General features: G+C 66.6%; 17 protein-coding genes. 8 read left to right on the top strand and 9 right to left on the bottom strand.

Features of this window, described 5'->3' with window-relative positions; translation table 11 throughout:
• The first annotated feature begins 168 nt into the window (after positions 1-168).
• Positions 169-1,176 (top strand): XRE family transcriptional regulator, encoded by a 1,008-nt coding sequence (locus tag ACWFR3_RS22175; RefSeq protein WP_453736359.1) that lies wholly within the window; start codon positions 169-171, stop codon positions 1,174-1,176.
• Here the strand turns inward: ACWFR3_RS22175 and ACWFR3_RS22170 are convergent.
• From ACWFR3_RS22170 to ACWFR3_RS22160, 3 genes are all read right to left on the bottom strand, one after another.
• Positions 1,160-1,948, bottom strand: coding sequence for an NUDIX domain-containing protein (locus tag ACWFR3_RS22170; RefSeq protein WP_453736326.1), 789 nt, complete (start codon positions 1,946-1,948; stop codon positions 1,160-1,162). The genes ACWFR3_RS22175 and ACWFR3_RS22170 overlap by 17 nt on opposite strands.
• 272 nt (positions 1,949-2,220) lie before the next feature.
• Positions 2,221-2,556, bottom strand: coding sequence for a type II toxin-antitoxin system PemK/MazF family toxin (locus ACWFR3_RS22165; protein WP_453736325.1), 336 nt, complete (start codon positions 2,554-2,556; stop codon positions 2,221-2,223).
• On the bottom strand, positions 2,553-3,287 hold the full coding sequence (locus tag ACWFR3_RS22160; RefSeq protein ID WP_453736324.1) for a hypothetical protein: 735 nt from the start codon (positions 3,285-3,287) through the stop codon (positions 2,553-2,555). Before ACWFR3_RS22160 ends, ACWFR3_RS22165 begins: the two co-directional genes overlap by 4 nt.
• 38 nt (positions 3,288-3,325) lie before the next feature.
• On the opposite strand from ACWFR3_RS22160, the gene ACWFR3_RS22155 reads away from it, so the two are divergent.
• Positions 3,326-3,601 carry a UTRA domain-containing protein gene (locus tag ACWFR3_RS22155; RefSeq protein ID WP_453736323.1) on the top strand — a complete coding sequence of 92 codons (276 nt, stop codon included), beginning with the start codon at positions 3,326-3,328 and terminating at the stop codon, positions 3,599-3,601.
• A complete protein-coding gene (locus tag ACWFR3_RS22150; RefSeq protein WP_453736322.1) occupies positions 3,598-4,263 on the top strand; it encodes a YdcF family protein in 666 nt (221 codons plus the stop codon). The genes ACWFR3_RS22155 and ACWFR3_RS22150 overlap by 4 nt, the downstream gene beginning before the upstream one ends.
• 47 nt (positions 4,264-4,310) lie before the next feature.
• On the opposite strand, the gene ACWFR3_RS22145 is transcribed toward ACWFR3_RS22150, so the two are convergent.
• Positions 4,311-4,949 carry a hypothetical protein gene (locus ACWFR3_RS22145; protein WP_453736321.1) on the bottom strand — a complete coding sequence of 213 codons (639 nt, stop codon included), beginning with the start codon at positions 4,947-4,949 and terminating at the stop codon, positions 4,311-4,313.
• Between the two features lie 54 nt (positions 4,950-5,003).
• Positions 5,004-6,287 (bottom strand): ATP-binding protein, encoded by a 1,284-nt coding sequence (locus tag ACWFR3_RS22140; RefSeq protein ID WP_453736320.1) that lies wholly within the window; start codon positions 6,285-6,287, stop codon positions 5,004-5,006.
• A 664-nt stretch (positions 6,288-6,951) separates the two neighbouring features.
• Here ACWFR3_RS22140 and rlmN point away from each other — a divergent pair.
• From rlmN to ACWFR3_RS22115, 5 genes are all read left to right on the top strand, one after another.
• Complete coding sequence (rlmN, locus tag ACWFR3_RS22135) at positions 6,952-8,058, top strand: 23S rRNA (adenine(2503)-C(2))-methyltransferase RlmN (protein ID WP_361194044.1); 1,107 nt, start codon at positions 6,952-6,954, stop codon at positions 8,056-8,058.
• Positions 8,059-8,306: 248 nt separating this feature from the next.
• On the top strand, positions 8,307-9,404 hold the full coding sequence (locus ACWFR3_RS22130; protein WP_453736319.1) for a thiamine ABC transporter substrate-binding protein: 1,098 nt from the start codon (positions 8,307-8,309) through the stop codon (positions 9,402-9,404).
• Positions 9,380-11,068 (top strand): ABC transporter permease, encoded by a 1,689-nt coding sequence (locus tag ACWFR3_RS22125; RefSeq protein ID WP_453736318.1) that lies wholly within the window; start codon positions 9,380-9,382, stop codon positions 11,066-11,068. The genes ACWFR3_RS22130 and ACWFR3_RS22125 overlap by 25 nt, the downstream gene beginning before the upstream one ends.
• Positions 11,069-11,120: 52 nt before the next feature.
• Positions 11,121-12,173: an ABC transporter ATP-binding protein gene (locus ACWFR3_RS22120; protein ID WP_453736317.1), complete on the top strand. Its 1,053-nt coding sequence runs from the start codon at positions 11,121-11,123 to the stop codon at positions 12,171-12,173.
• A 104-nt stretch (positions 12,174-12,277) separates the two neighbouring features.
• Positions 12,278-13,078 (top strand): maleylpyruvate isomerase family mycothiol-dependent enzyme, encoded by an 801-nt coding sequence (locus ACWFR3_RS22115; RefSeq protein WP_453736316.1) that lies wholly within the window; start codon positions 12,278-12,280, stop codon positions 13,076-13,078.
• 273 nt (positions 13,079-13,351) lie between these two features.
• On the opposite strand, the gene ACWFR3_RS22110 is transcribed toward ACWFR3_RS22115, so the two are convergent.
• The 4 genes from ACWFR3_RS22110 to ACWFR3_RS22095 form a co-directional block, all read right to left on the bottom strand.
• The gene (locus ACWFR3_RS22110; protein ID WP_453736315.1) at positions 13,352-14,563 is read right to left on the bottom strand and encodes an LOG family protein; all 1,212 of its coding nucleotides are present in this window, start codon (positions 14,561-14,563) and stop codon (positions 13,352-13,354) included.
• A 121-nt stretch (positions 14,564-14,684) separates the two neighbouring features.
• Positions 14,685-15,089, bottom strand: coding sequence for a VOC family protein (locus ACWFR3_RS22105; RefSeq protein ID WP_361194027.1), 405 nt, complete (start codon positions 15,087-15,089; stop codon positions 14,685-14,687).
• A 152-nt stretch (positions 15,090-15,241) separates the two neighbouring features.
• Positions 15,242-16,417 carry a hypothetical protein gene (locus ACWFR3_RS22100; RefSeq protein WP_453736314.1) on the bottom strand — a complete coding sequence of 392 codons (1,176 nt, stop codon included), beginning with the start codon at positions 16,415-16,417 and terminating at the stop codon, positions 15,242-15,244.
• Complete coding sequence (locus ACWFR3_RS22095) at positions 16,399-17,220, bottom strand: ABC transporter ATP-binding protein (RefSeq protein ID WP_453736313.1); 822 nt, start codon at positions 17,218-17,220, stop codon at positions 16,399-16,401. Before ACWFR3_RS22095 ends, ACWFR3_RS22100 begins: the two co-directional genes overlap by 19 nt.
• Positions 17,221-17,393: the final 173 nt, after the last annotated feature.

Below are 17,393 nucleotides of genomic sequence, written 5' to 3'. Positions count from 1 at the left end.
ATGCTGGAAAGATCAGTGAGTGGTTCTATCGCCGGGTGGTGGCTTATCAGCACAGGACTTCGGGGCGCGCGAAAGTCGCGAGGCTGGTCTCAGGAACGACTGATCCGCGAAATCGAGCAGTACGCCCGACGGCACCTCACGGACGTTGCCTCAACCGCGAGCCTGCGTGTGTACGTGTCCGAATGGGAGAACGGCAAGCGCACCATCTCGGACCGTTACGCGGCGGTTCTGCGGCAACTCCTGGGGATCACCGACGCGGAACTGCGGGACAGCCCGCTTGTAATCGCGCCGTCGATGACCGACGGGTACGAGGACCTGCTGAGCAGGATCGACTCGGCCCACAGCGTCGCGGAATCCATGGTGAAGACGTTCAACGATCAGACCGAGCTACTGCGCACCATGGACCGCCAGATGGGTGCCGCTGGCCTCGTGGACCAAGTGACGGGGCACCTCGCAGCTCTTGAGGACGCGCTGAACTTCGCAGTGCTCCCAAGCGCGCGCCGACCGGTGGCGCTGGCGCTTGCTGGGGCGTCGACGATGGCTGCATGGCAGGCGATCGACTCGGGGGCAGTTGAACGTGCTTGGAAGTACTACGAAGTCGCCAAGCGGGCAGCGCGCGACGCTGAGGCGCCGATGTATCTCGCGCATGCGATGGGAGAGCAGGCATACGTACTCTGCGAGGCGGGTCGGCCGGCACTTGGTCTGGAGCTGGTTCGTGATGCTCAACGTGTTCTTGGCCAGGGAGGATCGCCCCGCCTTTGGGCATGGTTGTACGCCGCCGAGGCAGAGTTGTGCGCCTATGCCGGTATGCCCGTGGACTGTCGACGCGCGCTCGACGCGGCGGCGGCGAGCATCCCGCCAGGTTCTGGGGACAGAGACCCGGACATGCTGAGTATCTTCCTGAACGACGGCCACCTTGCCCGATGGCGGGGCAATGTCCTGGGTCTGCTGGGTGATGCCGACGCGATTACCAGCCTGTACGGAGCCTTAGAGGTGGTGGATCCGACCTTCGTCCGTGCCCAGGCCGGGCTCCACACGGACCTCGCTCAAGCGCACCTGGCACGAGCCGAGTACGACGACGCGAACACCAACCTGAGAAAGGCGCGGCTACTGGCGAGCCGCACCGGTTCGGTGCGGCAGCGCCGCCGTATCGACCTTCTCAGTGAGCGGCTGTAACCCCTGGCTTGCCTCGACTCGCGAGGATGTGGAGCAAGGCCACGAGGGTTCCAGAGCCCATCAGTTCGCCTCGGGCCATGAGCGCCGGGATATCGGCCAGTGGTACCCACTCGATGTGGCCTGCTTCTTCGAGATCGGTCGGAGCGCCAACCCGTTCGGCTCCGTTACCAACGAAGATCTCGTGCGGTGAGTCGACCATGCCGACCATGGGCTGATAGGTGACGACGTGTTCCACGGACTTCGGGCGCCACCCGGTTTCCTCCTCGGTTTCCCGGAGCGCCGTGGTCGCAGGATCTTCCCCCTCATCCACGATGCCGCCCGGAAGCTCCCACCCCCACTGCTGCGGAACGAAGCGGTACCGCCACAGCATCAGTACTCGGTCCTGGTCGTCCAGAACCGCGGTGACGGCTACGTGGTGGAGCTTCACCACGTGATGCTCGAACCGCTCTACGCCAGGCGGCTCCACGTCCCAGAGCTGCAGCTTGACCCATCGATTGTCGTAGAGGTCCCGCTCGCCGTGGATGAGCCACGGTTCCAATCCTTCGGGCGTCTCGACGCTCACCGCGCTGGGCACCCGGTACGAACTCCTGCCACGTACCTCCAACGCACCCTCTGACAGGAGCCGGGCGAGGACCTGTCGAAGCGCCGTTCGGCCGATGCTGAGCTCCTCTGACAGGGTGCGCTCTGAGGGCATCTTGTCGCCGGGGGCGTACTCGCCTGACGCGAGTCGGTCACGAATCGTCTCGTAGACCTTGGCCGTCTTCGGTCCCATCCGTGGAGCACTCTCCATTCTGAGGTGGTGCGTACCAGGTTAGCGGGCAGGGGCTGCGCTGCTGAGCGAACCTTCAAGGCCTCCGCTGCCGCGACGTGGTCATGAAGGACCTTCCCGAACCGACACTGCGATGGCCCTGAACACGCACCTGTGCCAAAGTCGCTGGCCGTCGGCGGCCTACAGGACCGTTGCAGCCCCAGAGCAGGGCGCACAGCCTGTCTGAGGCGGGCCATCGTCTCTTGGCCCGCTTCACAGCCACTCCGTGCAGAAACTCAGATGTTCAGGTTCACGCTGAGCCCCAGCCAGCGACCCAACGCGTAATCCACCTGGGCTAGATCTGCGTGGGTGAGAACGTCGACGGGTTCGCCTAGGACGAAGCCAATGTCAATCGATCGAATCTGGTCAACCAAGGCCAAGGTCTCTCGTCCGGCAATGACCAACTCCGGCCTGAAGATTGCCGCACTCGCACTCGTCGAGGTCGGTACAACAGTCACGGTCGACCACCCAGTGGGGGGCTGGCTCATGGCTATGCCGAGACGCTTGCCTTGCTGCTCACGACCCCGCTTGTCCGTGCCAAGGTCAATCTTGTATACCGCGCCCCGGATCACCGCCTACTGGCCCTACGGACCGCAGCGTGAAGACGCGCCAACTTCGGAGGCAAAGGGTGATGCGATGAAGCGTGGTGCGCCTGATCGAGCTCCGATGAAGCGGAAGGCTCATGCTCCCTAGAGGTATAAGCCTTGAGGTCGGAAACGAAATGGACGCTGCTTGCGGCCACTTCGGTCGGCGGTCTTTGGAAGAAGGTTTCACTAGCCAGTCTCGGACCCGCCTCAGGATCTTTTGGTGCATTCACCTGCTGGCGGTGAATATCGATTGCCGCACGCAGTGCGTCCTGCGACCACTTCACTTGCATGAAGGGAAGTTGCATGTTGGGAAGCTGCCTATGGGCCGCCCGGATGGCATCCTGCACCGCCTTCACCTCTGGCACCAGCAGGAGACCAGGAACACCAGCCCTGGTTGCCTCTGCGCTGGCCAGCCCAAAAGCAGTTGTATGCTCAGCCCGCTCAGCTCCTGCCGCAGGTCGAGACTCGGAAGCTGGCCCTTGCTGGAACAGCACCGCCTCGCCAGCCTCGTCGAAGCCCCAATCATCCGGCTCGGTAGACAGATCTTCGCCGCTAGCAGCGATCCGCTCCATGTCCTCGCGGGCCTGCCGCTCCCACTCCTCGCGATCGAGGGACCGTAGAGCCCTACGGAGGACATCCGCGGTCGACTCGCCGGTCCGCTTGTGCGCCTGGATTATCTCGTTGTCCTCTTCCGTAGGACGGAAGCCAATGCTCATAAATCGAGCGTACAACAAATGTAAAACATGGGCGGATCATGCCCCAGGCAGGGCCCAGCAGGCGAGACGAGCGTCTGATCCAGATCGCACGCCGCGCCACACTTGCCGCGCACCCCCGGACGCCTAGCGCTACCGAGTCCAAGCTCTTGCAGCTCCCTGCCGGGGAGTGGGTAGTCGAGCTGCATCGCACCACCTACACCGCAGAGGACACGGTGGTGGAGTTCGCCATTGGCGTTCATGCGGTCACGAGCTTCGCGTGGTCCTACGACTTCAAGGTGCCTGACTCGGCGCAGGAAGAAGGCGGCAAGGCGTGATCTCTGTACAGGCATGGGCCGACGCGCAGGAACTCTGGGACTTCCAGCAGATGGGCCACGAACCCCGGCGGTGCTCGGTGGCGATCGGGCTCGGCAGCCACGATCTCGGAGTAGCTGACGTCACGGCCGACCTGTATCACCGCGGACTGGCCCCGCTGATCGTCTTTACTGGCGCCACCAGCCGCACGACCCGCGAAGTGATGCCGAAGGGCGAGGCCGAGCACTACCGCGAGCGGGCCGTAGAGCTTGGAGTGCCGGCGGACGCGATCCTCGTCGAGCCGCGGGCTCGGAACACCGGCGAGAACATCACGCTGACGCGAGCTTTGCTGGAAAAGCGAGGGGTGCCCGTTGAATCTGCGCTACTGGTCAGCAAGCCCTATGAGGAGCGTCGGTCATTCGCTACGGCGTGTAAAGTCTGGCCGGAAGTGACGTGGGTGAGTTCCTCTGCGGCGATGACGCTCTCGGAGTACGTCGACTCGATCGGGAATGCGCGACTAGTCATTGACATGCTTGTTGGGGCGCAACAGAGACTCATGACCTATCCCGAGCGGGGATTCGTGATCAGGCAGCAAGTCCCCGAATGGGCGAGATTGGCCTATGGACGCCTGTGTGACGCGGGGTTCACTAGCCGTCTCATTCCGGGTGCCATGAGTAGTAGCTGACGCGTCAAAGGCGGATCACTTGCATAGTTGGCAGCGGGACACCATACCTAAGAAGTCAGTTTACCCCAGAATTCGCCACTGAGCGCACGCCACAGATTCATGGCATCATCAGCGGCTTGAAGAAGGATAAGGGCGTGACCTCCCCAGGTTACGAGGATTCGGCCAGTGTCATCCTGGGTGACACCTATACCTTCAGTGGTGATGGCTTTGTTCTGAGACCTCCCTTGACCAACGCTGTACTCATCATTGTGGATGAGCACGTCACGGAAGTGTTTCACGAGAGGCTGAGCGCTGGTGAATGCATCAACCGCACTGCGGAGCGCGGATTCCTTACCCAATGGGGCAACTTGTTTGACCATCTGTTCTGCAGAAGATAGAAGGCCTCGCATTGCGACAACCAGGAACGCCGCGTCCGGCCCTGCCGTCGGGTGTAGGAGAACCTTGAAAGCGCGATCGGCATCTGGATCAGATAAAAAAGCAGTTTCTAGGTCGCGCTGGACGGCTAACTGATCTTCTGAAGCTGAGCCTGCCTCGATCGCCTTCCAAGCGGAAAAATGGCGGATCGCTAACTCCTCGACCGGTTGAAGTCGGCTAATTTGGAGCTGGATCGCCGACTTCCAGAGGGGAGCGTTGAAGCCGAAGTGCAGACGGAAGAGCGCCTGATTTACGTCATCGTCCAATGGCATGTGGCGAGTCCTCCCTTGGAGGGAATGCAACTGTGAGGTTCTAGCAATGCTTCGTCAGTCCTCGTCGGACGCCTCGTGCTGTCTCTCGACTGTGGTACCGATTTCGATTTCGATTTCGATAGCGCCCTTAGTTCTGCCGACGGCGTTTACTGCAGTAATCCACCAAGCTAATTGAATCGCACCGCTGTTGAGGTCTGATGGTGCTAGGAGGTGCAAAACGGGAAGAGGTAGGGATTCCTCCGCCCGAAGACTTGCTATGTCGAAAATGATTCTCCCATCTTCAACCCGTGCATCAAGGTCGAGGCCTGAGGATCGGGAAATTATATCTCCGAAATGGATTTCGTTGCTAATTGCCGAAAAATGCTGCTCTCCCAGTGGTATTGGCCTACTTGGCGGCTCGATATCGTCACCGGCGTATTCTTTGGCCATATAGGCGGCGAAGCCAGGGGGGAGTTCCACTTCCACCCTTACTTGCTGATAGCTGCGCTCTTGTCTGTTCGTGAGGTGCATCTCTAGTGCGCCGTGTCCTGAGCGCACGAACGTCTGCACAGCAACTTCGAACAGGTAGGTTTTGTATCTTTCTAGGTATTGCCTTGCTTCCTCGGTGTAATCATCAAGGGTGCGAGGGTCATTATTGATGGCGGGAAGGAACTGATGGGCAACCCTCCTACGTCCCTTAGCTTCAACTTCTTTCCTTTCCTCGTTCAGCATGGATCGAAGTGTCTCGTCGAGCCATGGCCAGGAAGGGACTGAAATTACTTCTTCGGGGCTCGCGAGTGTCAGGGATTGACGATCCTCTACAATCTGGGCCCTCTGTGTTAGGGCTAATACTTCTCCAGGGTCCGCAAGTACGGTTTGAGCCGTCCTGCGAACGAATATCATCCCGGCGTAATATTTATCAAACGCCTTTTCGAGTGTGTGGATTCTGTCTCCCTGTCGGGGTGGATCTACGGAAATTGCTAGGACTTCTTTACCTTCATAGGAGATGTATGCCGGGATCCATTCAGGACCGAGAGGCCCGAGGTAGGGGCGAACCCCTGATTCCAGGTCAGCCAAATCTACGGTGCGAACACCTTCGAGATTGTTCGGCTCGACCCCGACCATAATGTAGCCGTGCCCTCCGGCCGCCTGGCGGCTTTTCTCTACAGTGCGATTTGCCAGGGCGATAATGTGGCGCGCAAGCGTAGCTTTGGTGCTTTTCTCGCTCAAGTCGTAATTGGATTTCCATTCAATCCAGTCGCTCTCATCGTGTTCCCCAGCGCTTTGGATCGCAACAACAAGGGATCGCAACTGTAGGGGAGTGCGGAATGGGGCAGTGTGATCGATGTCCAGAGCCATGCAGTCAGTGTGTTCCTTGCGACGGGCGCCTGCGCTCAACTTCTGCAATCTCGCACCCTCGATGCGGCTACCCGGTCGACTCGGCGAGGCGCTACGGCCTACCCTGAAGCAGGTCGCCGACGGTACTTCCCAGCACGCTCGTCACCGCTTCGGCCTTTGGGGCGCCGCCCTAATCCAAGACGCCGAGGTTGGTGCCGGGTCGACAGTGTGGGCACGCCTCGATCCGTGCGTACAAGGCTGGCGTGCCTAATCCTGCGTGACGCCGCGTGACCTCCTGCCTGCTCTGTGGCATCCGCCGGAGTTGGCATACATCGGTGCGCGTCCGGCTCCGGGAGCGTGTGATCGGATTCCATTGGCGCCAGATGTGCAGGGCGGGCGAAGTTCCGAAGCCTCTGAGCCGCGGCGTGCCACATTGCTACGCCTGACCTGCGCTGAGCCGCTTGATTTGCAATGCGGGCTCAGCCCGCCCCGCCTGCGGGCCGTGTCAGCAAGTGGGCTTAGGCAGAGTGTCGGGGCCCTCTTCTCCCAGTTCAGCCAGCGGATTGCTGGGCCGTCTGTGGGCCGTCCAAGGGGGGCCCGCACCCACCAGTGGTGACCAACGACGACCACCACCCAAACGCGGTGACCTGGCCGGGCTCCCGCTGTCTGCGACACTGGAACCACCATGCCTGTACCCGGAGAACTCACCTTCGTCGCGCCCCGCGGAGCCAAGAAGCCGCCGCGGCATCTCGCCGACCTCACGCCCGCCGAGCGCAAGGAAGCCGTCGCCGCTGTCGGCGAGAAACCGTTTCGCGCCAAGCAGCTCTCGCAGCACTACTTCGCGCGGTACGCGCACGACCCGGAGCAGTGGACCGACATCCCCGCCGGGTCGCGCGGGAAGCTGCAGGAGGCGTTGCTTCCCGAGCTGATGTCCGTGGTGCGTCACATCAGCTGTGATGACGACACCACTCGCAAGACGCTGTGGCGGTTGTTTGACGGGACGCTCGTCGAGTCCGTGCTCATGCGTTATCCCGACCGCGTGACGATGTGCATCTCGTCGCAGGCCGGATGCGGCATGAACTGTCCGTTCTGCGCGACGGGGCAGGCCGGTCTCGACCGGAATCTGTCCACCGCCGAGATCGTGCACCAGATCGTGGACGGGATGCGCGCGCTCAGGGACGGGGAGATTCCCGGTGGGCCCGCCCGGCTGTCCAACATCGTCTTCATGGGGATGGGCGAGCCTCTCGCCAACTACAACCGGGTCACCGGAGCCATTCGCAGGCTGACCGACCCCGAGCCGGACGGTGTGGGGCTCTCCCAGCGCGGCATCACCGTTTCGACCGTCGGGCTCGTGCCCGCCATCCACCGGTTCGCCGACGAGGGCTTCAAGTGCCGGCTCGCCATCTCGCTGCACGCGCCCGACGACGAGCTCCGCGACACCCTCGTACCCGTCAATACGCGGTGGAACGTGCGTGAGGTGCTTGATGCCGGGTGGGAGTACGCCGCCAAGTCGGGGCGCAGGCTCTCCATCGAGTACGCGCTGATCCGGGACATCAACGACCACGCGTGGCGCGGTGACCGGCTCGGGCGGCTGCTCAGGAACAAGCCCGTGCACGTGAACCTGATTCCGCTGAACCCGACGCCGGGCTCGAAGTGGACGGCGTCGCGGCCGGAGGACGAAAAGGCCTTTGTGGACGCCATTGCCGCTCACGGGGTACCTGTCACGGTTCGTGACACCCGGGGTCAGGAGATCGACGGGGCATGCGGCCAGCTTGCCGCGTCGGAGCGTTAGTCTGGCTTGAACACATCTTCATAGCCGGAACACATCTTCATATTCCGACAGGGGAGCGCCACAGCGCTGAGAGTGCGGCACCAAGGACAGGTTGGCCGCAGACCCTCTGAACCTTGCCCGGGTCATTCCGGGTAGGAAGTTCGGACACCACTCAAGCTGTTGCGCCCTGCCCGCGGACCGGTCCGATACGGCCTGGTCCGCGGGCAGGGCCGCGTCTCTTCCTGGTCACTCCAGGAGGAATCAACTCAGTGAGCATCAGTAAGGTCAGCACCAAGAAGGTCACCGTTACCGCGGTCGCGGTTGGTTTTTCGCTTGTCGCGCTCTCCGCTTGCGGCAGCTCGTCCGGCAGTGGCGACAAGGCCGACTCCAAGAGCGTCACGCTCGTCAGCCATGACTCCTTCAACGTCTCCAAGGACGTACTGAAGGAGTTCGAGAAGAGCTCCGGGTACAAGGTCAACGTCCTCAAGGACGGGGACGCCGGTGCCGCCGTGAACAAGGCGATCCTGTCGAAGGACAACCCGCAAGGGGACGTCTTCTTCGGCGTCGACAACACCCTGCTCTCCCGCGCGCTCGACAACGGTCTCTTCCAGTCTTACGAGGCCAAGGGGTCGGACCAGGTCGCTTCGCAGTTCCGCGTCGATCAGGGCAAGCATCGCGTCACGCCCGTCGACAGCGGCGACATCTGCGTCAACTACGACAAGAAGTACTTCGCCGACAAGAAGCTCGCGCCGCCGAAGTCCTTTGCCGACCTGGCCAAGCCCGCCTACAAGGATCTGCTGGTCACCGAGAACGCCTCCACCTCTTCTCCCGGTCTCGGCTTCCTCCTCGGCACCGCCGCCCAGTACGGCGACGACGGCTGGGAGGGCTACTGGAAGAAGCTCAAGGCCAACGGCGTCAAGGTCGTCGACGGCTGGGAGCAGGCCTACAACGAAGAGTTCTCCGGGTCCGCCGGAGGGAAGAAGGCCAAGGGCGACCGGCCGCTCGTCGTCTCCTACGCCTCGTCCCCGCCCGTCGAGGTGCTCTACGCCAAGCCGCAGCCCAAGGAGGCGCCGACCGGCGTCGCGACCGGTACCTGCTTCCGGCAGGTCGAGTACGCGGGTCTGCTCGGCAACGCCAAGAACGAGAAGGGCGGCAAGGCGCTGCTCGACTTCCTGATCAGCAGCAAGTTCCAGGAAGACATGCCGCTCAACATGTTCGTGAACCCGGTGCGCGAGAAGACCGAGCTGCCCGAGCTGTTCACCGAGCACGGCGTGACGATCGACAAGCCGGAGACCCTGGCCCCGAAGAAGATCGCCGACAACCGCGAGCAGTGGGTCAAGTCGTGGACCTCGCTCGTACTGAAGTAAAGAGCCCGGCCCGCAAGAGGGCCGGGCGCGGGAGTGCGGCGCGGCTCGGCCTGATGGCCGTGCCCGTCGCTTTCTTCGCGGTCTTCTTCGCCTACCCGGTCGCCGCCATCATCGCGCGCGGCCTGAAGGTGGGCGGCCAGTGGCAGTTCGGGCGGATCGCGGACGTCGTCGCGCAGTCCGACGTCCGGCACGTGCTCTGGTTCACCACTTGGCAGGCGCTCGCTTCGACCCTGCTCACGCTCGTCATCGCACTCCCCGGCGCGTACGTCTTCGCGCGCTTCGAGTTCAGGGGCAAGCAGGTCCTGCGGGCGGTCGTCACGGTGCCGTTCGTGCTGCCGACCGTCGTGGTCGGGACCGCGTTCCTCGCCCTTCTCGGGCGGGGCGGGCTGCTCGACGAGATGTGGGGCGTGCGGCTCGACACCACGGTGTGGGCGATTCTGCTCGCGCATGTCTTCTTCAACTACGCGGTTGTCGTACGGACCGTGGGCGGGCTCTGGTCGCAGCTCGATCCGCGCCAGGAGGAGGCCGCGCGGATGCTCGGCGCCTCGCGGTGGGCCGCATGGCGGACGGTGACACTGCCGGCGCTCGGGCCCGCCGTCGCCGCGGCGTCCCTCATGGTCTTCCTGTTCACGTTCACCTCCTTCGGCGTCGTGCAGATCCTCGGCGGACCCGCGTACTCGACCCTCGAAGTCGAGATCTACCGGCAGACCGCCCAGCTCCTCGACCTCTCGACGGCCGCCGTCCTGACGATCGTGCAGTTCGCGGCGGTCGGCCTGATCCTCGCCGTGCACGCGTGGACCGTGCGCAGGCGGGAGACCGCGCTGAAGCTCGTCGACGCGTCAGCTGTGGCGCGGCGGCCGCGCGGCGCGGGGCAGTGGACGCTGCTCGGCGGGGTCATGGTCACGATCGCCGTACTGATACTGCTGCCGCTCGGCGTGCTGATCGAGCGCTCGCTGAGCGGCCCCGACGGCTACGGCTTCACCTACTACAAGGAGCTGACATCGGCGGAGGGCGGGGCCTTCCTCGTCCCGCCGATCGAGGCCGTCTGGAATTCGCTCCAGTACGCGCTCGCCGCCACCGCCATCGCCCTGGTGATCGGCGGGCTCGCGGCGGCGGCGCTCACCCGGAAGGCCGGGCGCCTGGTGCGCGGTTTCGACGCGCTGTTGATGCTGCCGCTCGGGGTCTCCGCGGTGACGGTCGGCTTCGGGTTCCTGATCACGCTGGACAAGCCGCCGCTCGATCTGCGCTCCACGTGGATCCTGGTGCCGCTCGCGCAGGCCCTGGTGGGCGTGCCCTTCGTCGTACGCACCATGCTGCCCGTCCTGCGCGCGGTGGACGGACGCCTGCGCGAGGCGGCGGCCGTGCTCGGGGCGTCGCCGCTGCGGGCGTGGCGGGAGGTCGACCTGCCGATGGTGCGGCGGGCGCTGCTCATCGCCGCCGGGTTCGCCTTCGCCGTTTCCCTGGGGGAGTTCGGCGCGACCGTGTTCATCGCGCGGCCGGACAATCCGACGCTGCCGGTCGCCGTCGCCCGGCTTCTCGGACGGGCGGGGGAGCTCAACTACGGGCAGGCGATGGCACTTTCGACGATCTTGATGGTGGTGTGCGCGGTGTCGCTGCTGCTGCTCGAACGGCTCCGTACCGACCGCACGACTGGGGAGTTCTGATCTGATGGGTGAGCGGTCGGGTGAGCGGTCGGGTGTGGGTGCGGGAGTGAGTGTGGGTGCAGGCAAGGGGCCGGGTGTGGGTGCGGGTCTGTTGACGCTGGCGGATGCGACCGTGCGGTTCGGGGCGCGGGCCGTCCTCGACGGGGTCGGTCTGGAGGTCGCGCCGCACGAGATCGTGTGCGTGCTCGGCCCCAGCGGCAGCGGCAAGTCGACGCTGTTGCGTGCGGTCGCCGGGCTCCAGGACCTCGACGGTGGGCAGGTGCTGCTCGACGGCCGCGATCAGCGGGGCGTGCCCGCGCACAAGCGCGGGGTCGGCCTGATGTTCCAGGACCATCAGCTGTTTCCGCAGCGCGACGTGGCGGGCAATGTCGCGTTCGGGCTGCGCATGCACGGGGTTTCGCGGGGCGAACAGGCCGACCGGGTGGCCGAGTTGCTCGACCTCGTGGGGCTTCCGGGTGCGCAGCGGCGGGCCGTCGCCTCGCTCTCGGGCGGGGAGCAGCAGCGGGTCGCTCTGGCGCGTGCGCTCGCGCCGAGGCCGCGACTGCTCATGCTCGATGAGCCGCTCGGGCAGCTCGACCGGTCGTTGCGGGAGCGGCTTGTCGTCGAACTCCGCGAGCTGTTCGACGAGTTGGGTACGACGGTGCTCGCGGTCACGCACGACCAGGGCGAGGCGTTCGCGCTCGCGGACCGGGTCGTGGTGATGAGGGACGGGCGGATCGCGCAGTCCGGTACGCCGCTCGAGGTCTGGCGGCATCCGGCGGACGAGTTCGTGGCGCGGTTCTTGGGCTTCGACAACGTCGTCGACGCGACGGTCGTGGGTGACGTGGCGGACACCGTCTGGGGGAAGGTTCCGGTGCCGGACGGTGCGCAGGACGGGGCGTGCCGGCTCCTTGTGCGGCCCGCCGGGGTGCGGCTGGTGGCTGCTGATGAGGGGGTGCCGTGCGTGGTGACGGCGCGGACCTTCCGGGGTACTCATGTCGCCGTTCATCTGGAGCCCCGGGTGGGGCCGCGGCTTGAGGCGGCCTGTGCGTTGCGGGATGCGCCTGGAGTGGGGGAGCGGGTGGGGGTTGCGTTTGATGCGGGGGATGTTGTGGTTCTGGGGTGAGGTGGTGGGGGCCTCGGGGGAGCGGCTTTTGGGGAGCGGGGTTCTCGCGGGAGTGGGGCGAAACTCAGGTGCCTCTGGGTTGCGGCCGACCTAAGGTGCGGCTCATGACGTCTTCGAAGTCCCTGGGATACGACCGCTACTGCGCCGAGATAGTCGATCAGTTGGGCCGGCTGCGGGCCACGCTGGCCGGTGCCGACCTTTCGGCCACGGTGCCTACCTGCCCGGAGTGGACCCTGGGGTACCTCGCCCGCCATGTCGGCGGTGCCGTGCGGTGGGCGGAGCGGTTGGTCGCGACCCGGGCCACGGAGGCCATTCCGGAGGAGGAGGTCCCCGGCATTCGGGGCCCTGAGGGGGACGATGCCGCCGCCCTCGACGCCTGGTTGGCCGAGACCGCCGAGCTTGCCCTGACGACGCTGTCCGGCGTGAGTGCCGAGACCTCGGTGTGGAGCTGGGCGGAGCCGCAGAACGCCGGGTTCTGGGTGCGGCGCATGACGCATGAGGTGGCTGTTCACCGGGCGGATGCGGCTATTGCTGCGGGGGTTGCCTACGAGGTCGCGCCGGATGTCGCTGCCGACGCGATCGATGAGTGGCTGGAGATCGTGCGGTTCGTGCAGCGGACTCAGCCGTCGGACAGCGCGGCGGAGTTGCGGGGGGTTGGGCGGAGTATTCATCTGCATGCGACTGATGCGACTGCGGGGCTGAACGCGGAGTGGGTCATTGAGTTCGGGGAGGAGGGGTTCGAGTGGCGGCGGGGGCATGAGAAGGCGAGTGTTGCGCTTCGGGGGCCGCTTACTGAGGTGTTGCTTGCGTTTTATCGGCGGCGGCCGTTGGACGGCGGGGCCGTGGAGGTGTTGGGGGAGCGGGAGTTGCTGGACTTTTGGCTGGAGCGGGCCTCGTTCGGGTAAGTCGCTTTCCCCAACCCCGCCCCTTCCCGAAAACCCGCTCGGCGCGGGGGCCCGGGCCTTGGGAGCCGTCAAATCACCGGCTCCGCCGAGTTCGTCCTCAAACGCCGGACGGGCTGGAAAGCCTGCCGGGCGGGCTGGAAAGTCCGCCGGGCGCGGGCTCATCACCGGCTCCGCCGAGTTCGTCCTCAAACGCCGGACGGGCTGAAGTGCTCGCCGGACGGGCTGGAAAGTCCGCCGGGTGTGGCCTCATCACCGGCTCCGCCGAGTTCGTCCTCAAACGCCGGACGGGCTGAAGTGCTCGCCGGACGGGCTGGAGTGCTCGCCGGACTGGATCGTTGCCAGTGCCGCCGGGGCCTCCTCCACCTTGTCCACCAGGGCGATCTTCGACTCCATCGAGCGGCCCTGTGCCAGTGCCTGCAGCAGTGGCCAGGCCGGGAGGTGTTCCGTCCAGTGGGTGCGGTTCACCAGGACCATCGGGGACGGTTCGCCGCGCGACTCGTAGTAGTTCGGGGTTGCCGCGTCGAAGATTTCCTGGAGGGTGCCCGCCGCGCCGGGGAGGAACACTATGCCCGCGTTCGAGCGCGCCAGCAGACCGTCCTCGCGGGTGGCGTTGGCGAAGTACTTGGCCAGGTGGGTGGCGAAGGCGTTCGGCGGCTCGTGGCCGTAGAACCACGTGGGGATGCCCACCGACGCGCCGCCGGACGGCCAGCGCTCGCGGACGTCGAAGGCGGCCCGCGCCCACTCGGTGATCGAGGGCGTGAAGGAGGGGGCCTTGCCGAGGAGTTCGAGCGCCTCGTCCAGCATCTCGTCACGGAAGACGGACGCGTACGCGCCCAGGTTCGCCGCCTCCATCGCGCCGGGGCCGCCGCCCGTGGCGACCGTGAATCCCGCGCGGGCGAGCGAACGCCCGAGCCGTGCCGCCCCCTCGTACTCCTCCGTGCCACGGGCCATCGCGTGGCCGCCCATGACGCCCACCACCCGCGCGCTGACGAGCAGTTCGTCGAGGGCGTCCGAGACCGAGTCGTCGTGGATCGCGCGGAGCATCGAGGAGAAGACGTCGCCGTCGGCCTTGGTCTCCTGGAACCACGCGTAGGCGCGGGCGTCAGGAGTCGCCTCGTACCCGCTGTCGGAGAGTCCCGCGAACAGTTCGTCCGGCGTGTAGAGAAGACCGCGGTACGGGTTGAACGGCAGGCCGGGGACGGGCGGGAACACCAGCGCCCCGGCCGCCCGCACCGCGTCCACCGCGTCCTGCTCCATCGCGCAGCCGAGGAACACCGCGCCGGTGGCGTCGCAGTCCCGCAGCGCCGTCGTACGCCCCGTCAGGTCTATGGCCTGGACGCGGCATCCGGCGAGCGAGCCGTGTGCGGCGAGGTCGTCGAACTCCGCGAGCGACTCGATCTCACGGTCGCCGCCCGGAAGGCGGGGCGAGGGCCGGGCGGCGGATGCGGATGCTGAGGCGGACGCGGGTTCGGGAGTCGGCTGCATCCGCCCATGCTAAGCAGGCCGCGCCGGGCGCCGGTCGTCAGCCCACGCCGGAAGCCCCGCCGCACTGAGACCCACGCCCCGCACCGGAAAGCCCACGCCGACAAGCCCGCGCCGACAGCTCTCAGCCCTGCACCTCGGACGGGTCCATCCACATGATTTCCCAGGTGTGGCCGTCCAGGTCGTCGAAGGCGCGGCCGTACATCATGCCGTAGTCCTGCGTCTTGCCCGCGGTGCCGCCTGCCGCCACGGCCTTGTCGACCAGCTCGTCGACCTTCTCGCGGCTCTCGGCGCTCAGACAGAGCAGCGTCTCGCTGGTCGTCTTCGGGTCCGCGATCTGCTTCTCGGTGAACTGCTGGTAGTGCTTCTTGCTCAGCATCATCGCGATGATCGTGTCGCTGATCACGACGCAGGCGCAGTCGTCCGTCGAGAACTGCGGGTTGATCGAGTAGCCGAGCTCCGTGAAGAACTTCCTCGAGCTGTCGACGTCGTTCACGGCGAGGTTCACGAAGATCATCTGCTGGTACATGAGGAGTCTCCCGTTGCGGTGAGTTCTGCGTGCGCGTGCGTTCCGTGTGCTGCGCGCGTGCGTTCCGTGTCCTACGGAGGGGTAGACGTACGTTCGACGCAGAACTCATCGCCCGTCGCGGATTTTCTTCCCGCACTTTCGGCGAAAGCCGCTCACCTGGCGAGCGGCACCGCCGCCAGCTCCGCGACGACCCAGGTCAGCGGCCCGATCACGACGGCGAGTGTCCCTGCCCGCAGCGCAGCGGTGCCGCGCAGCATGGATGCCGGAGCCCCGAGCTGGAGCAGCGCGGACGTCGTGTCGGCGCGCGCGTGCTTGGCCTCGATGGTGACCGTGGCCAGGGTCAGCACCGCGCAGCCCGCGACGAGCAGTGCGCCGAGCATGGTCAGCGGACCGATGGCGGGCCGGTCACCGGCGTAGAGCGTGAGCGCCGCGTACGCTCCGGAACCCACCGCGCAGAGCACCCCGAGCGGCCGCCCGATCCGCCGGGCTTCTTCCTGCAGCCCGCGCCCGGCGAGCAGCCGCATCGCGCCGGGCCTCGCCGTCTGCAGGATCCGCCCGCACAGGTACGTGAGGCCGGGGCCCGCGAGCGCGAGGCCGACCGCCGTGAGCAGCCACCCGGCGAGCACGCCCGCGGGGCTGCCTGTCAGGCCGCCCGGCAGCGTGAGGCCGGGCGTGCCCGCGGAGCGGCTCGCGTACGACTCGACGGCGAGGCCCGCCGCCAGGAGCGCGATCCCCCAGGGGAGCCCGCTCGGCGGCGATTGCGGCGCGGCCGGTGCGTACATCCGTGCCGGTTCCTCCTGCCCCTTGCCGGACTTCGCGGTCCGTGGCCGCAGTACGGCGGCGCTGGCGGCGGTGGCGGTCAGCGGGACGAGGGCGAGCAGGGTGAGCGCGGCGGCGAGGGGCAACGGGTAGTCGGCGGCGAGCAGTTCGGACGCGGCGCCGTCGAACGGCAGCCCCGACAGATCGCCGCGCAGGTGCAGGAAGAACAGGAGCGCCACCATCGAGCCGAGCGTGCACGCCACGGCTGTGGAGATCGCGGCGAGCACCGAGAGCTTGGCCGGGCCGAGACCCACCGCGGAAAGCCCGGAGCGCGGCCGGGTCGCCGGGTCGGTACGCGCGACGGTGACGGCGAAGTAGACGGTGGCGGCGATCGGCGCGACGCACCAGGCGAGCCGCAGCAGGGCTCCGCCGGAGGCATCCGGGTGTCCCATCGCGTACCCCAGCGTGCACAGCAGCAGGAAGCCGGTGCCGGCCGACGCGGCGGCGACGAGCAGCCTGCGCAGCTGGACCAGGGGGTGGGCCCCGCGGGCTAGACGGAGAGCGAGCACGCGGCCCGGCCTTCCGCGTCGTCGGAGTCGCCCCCGGCACCGGCCTCCGAGGCGTCGCCGGCGCCCGTGGCATCGGCGGCCTCTGAGGAGTCGGCCCCGGCCTCGTCCGTCCCCGGCAGATGCACGGTATTCACGCGCCGCCCGTCGAGCAGCGTGACGGTCCGGTCGGCGAGGGCGGCGACCTCCGTGTCGTGCGTGGCGAGGACGACCGTGATGCCGTGCGAGCGGGCCGCGGTCGTCAGCGTACGAAGGACGTGGGCGCGGTCGGCGCGGTGCAGCGGAGCCGTCGGCTCGTCGGCGAAGATCACGGACGGCATCGTGACCAGGGCGCGGGCGATGGCGATGCGCTGGCGCTGGGCCTGGAGGAGTGCGTGCGGCCGCTTGCGGGCACAGTCGCCGATGTCGAGGCGGTCGAGCCACTCCTGCGCGGTGTTCTTGGACACCCGGTGCGACGCGCCGCGCAGCATCAGCGGCAGCGCGACGTTCTCCCTGGCCGTGAGCTCGGGCACGAGGTGCGGCTCCGGGGCGATCCAGCCGAAGCGGTCACGGCGCAGGCGCTCGCGGACCCCCGCGCTCATCGTGTGCACCGGCGTGCTGTTGAACCAGACCTCGCCCTGCTCGGGCAGGAGCTGGCCGGAGAGACAGTGCAGGAGAGTCGTTTTGCCACTGCCGCGCGGGCCGGTGACGGCGAGGATCTCGCCCTCGCGCACGCCCACCGATACACCGGTGAGCGCGGGCGAGCCGTTGTGCGTGACGTGCAGGGCGCGTGCCCACAGCACGTCGTTGTCCGGCGGGGCCACCATCACGTACACCTCGGTTCAGATCAGTTTGCCTCCCCCGTACGGGGGAACGAAGGCGGGGCCGATCGGTCACTGGGCACGCTAGGGATCCAGGCCGCGCTGCCTGGAAACGACGCGGCCCGGGGGCGCCCGTCTCACTCGAACGGGCGCCCCCGGGGCCGCTGTTGATCACTCGA

It is taken from the genome of Streptomyces sp. NPDC055189 (genome assembly GCF_053606765.1).
The sequence above is the reverse complement of the archived record's forward strand: the minus strand, read 5'-3'. Positions and strand labels throughout refer to the sequence as shown.

What these genes read in the sequence shown, in the direction of transcription:
- ACWFR3_RS22115 (WP_453736316.1), top strand. Translation starts at nt 12,278, where the DNA reads ATGACGTCTTCGAAGTCCCTGGGATACGACCGCTACTGCGCCGAGATA.
- ACWFR3_RS22155 (WP_453736323.1), top strand. Translation starts at nt 3,326, where the DNA reads ATGCCCCAGGCAGGGCCCAGCAGGCGAGACGAGCGTCTGATCCAGATC.
- rlmN (WP_361194044.1), top strand. Translation starts at nt 6,952, where the DNA reads ATGCCTGTACCCGGAGAACTCACCTTCGTCGCGCCCCGCGGAGCCAAG.
- ACWFR3_RS22110 (WP_453736315.1), bottom strand. Translation starts at nt 14,563, where the DNA reads ATGCAGCCGACTCCCGAACCCGCGTCCGCCTCAGCATCCGCATCCGCC.
- ACWFR3_RS22105 (WP_361194027.1), bottom strand. Translation starts at nt 15,089, where the DNA reads ATGTACCAGCAGATGATCTTCGTGAACCTCGCCGTGAACGACGTCGAC.
- ACWFR3_RS22095 (WP_453736313.1), bottom strand. Translation starts at nt 17,220, where the DNA reads ATGGTGGCCCCGCCGGACAACGACGTGCTGTGGGCACGCGCCCTGCAC.
- ACWFR3_RS22140 (WP_453736320.1), bottom strand. Translation starts at nt 6,287, where the DNA reads ATGGCTCTGGACATCGATCACACTGCCCCATTCCGCACTCCCCTACAG.
- ACWFR3_RS22145 (WP_453736321.1), bottom strand. Translation starts at nt 4,949, where the DNA reads ATGCCATTGGACGATGACGTAAATCAGGCGCTCTTCCGTCTGCACTTC.
- ACWFR3_RS22170 (WP_453736326.1), bottom strand. Translation starts at nt 1,948, where the DNA reads ATGGGACCGAAGACGGCCAAGGTCTACGAGACGATTCGTGACCGACTC.
- ACWFR3_RS22160 (WP_453736324.1), bottom strand. Translation starts at nt 3,287, where the DNA reads ATGAGCATTGGCTTCCGTCCTACGGAAGAGGACAACGAGATAATCCAG.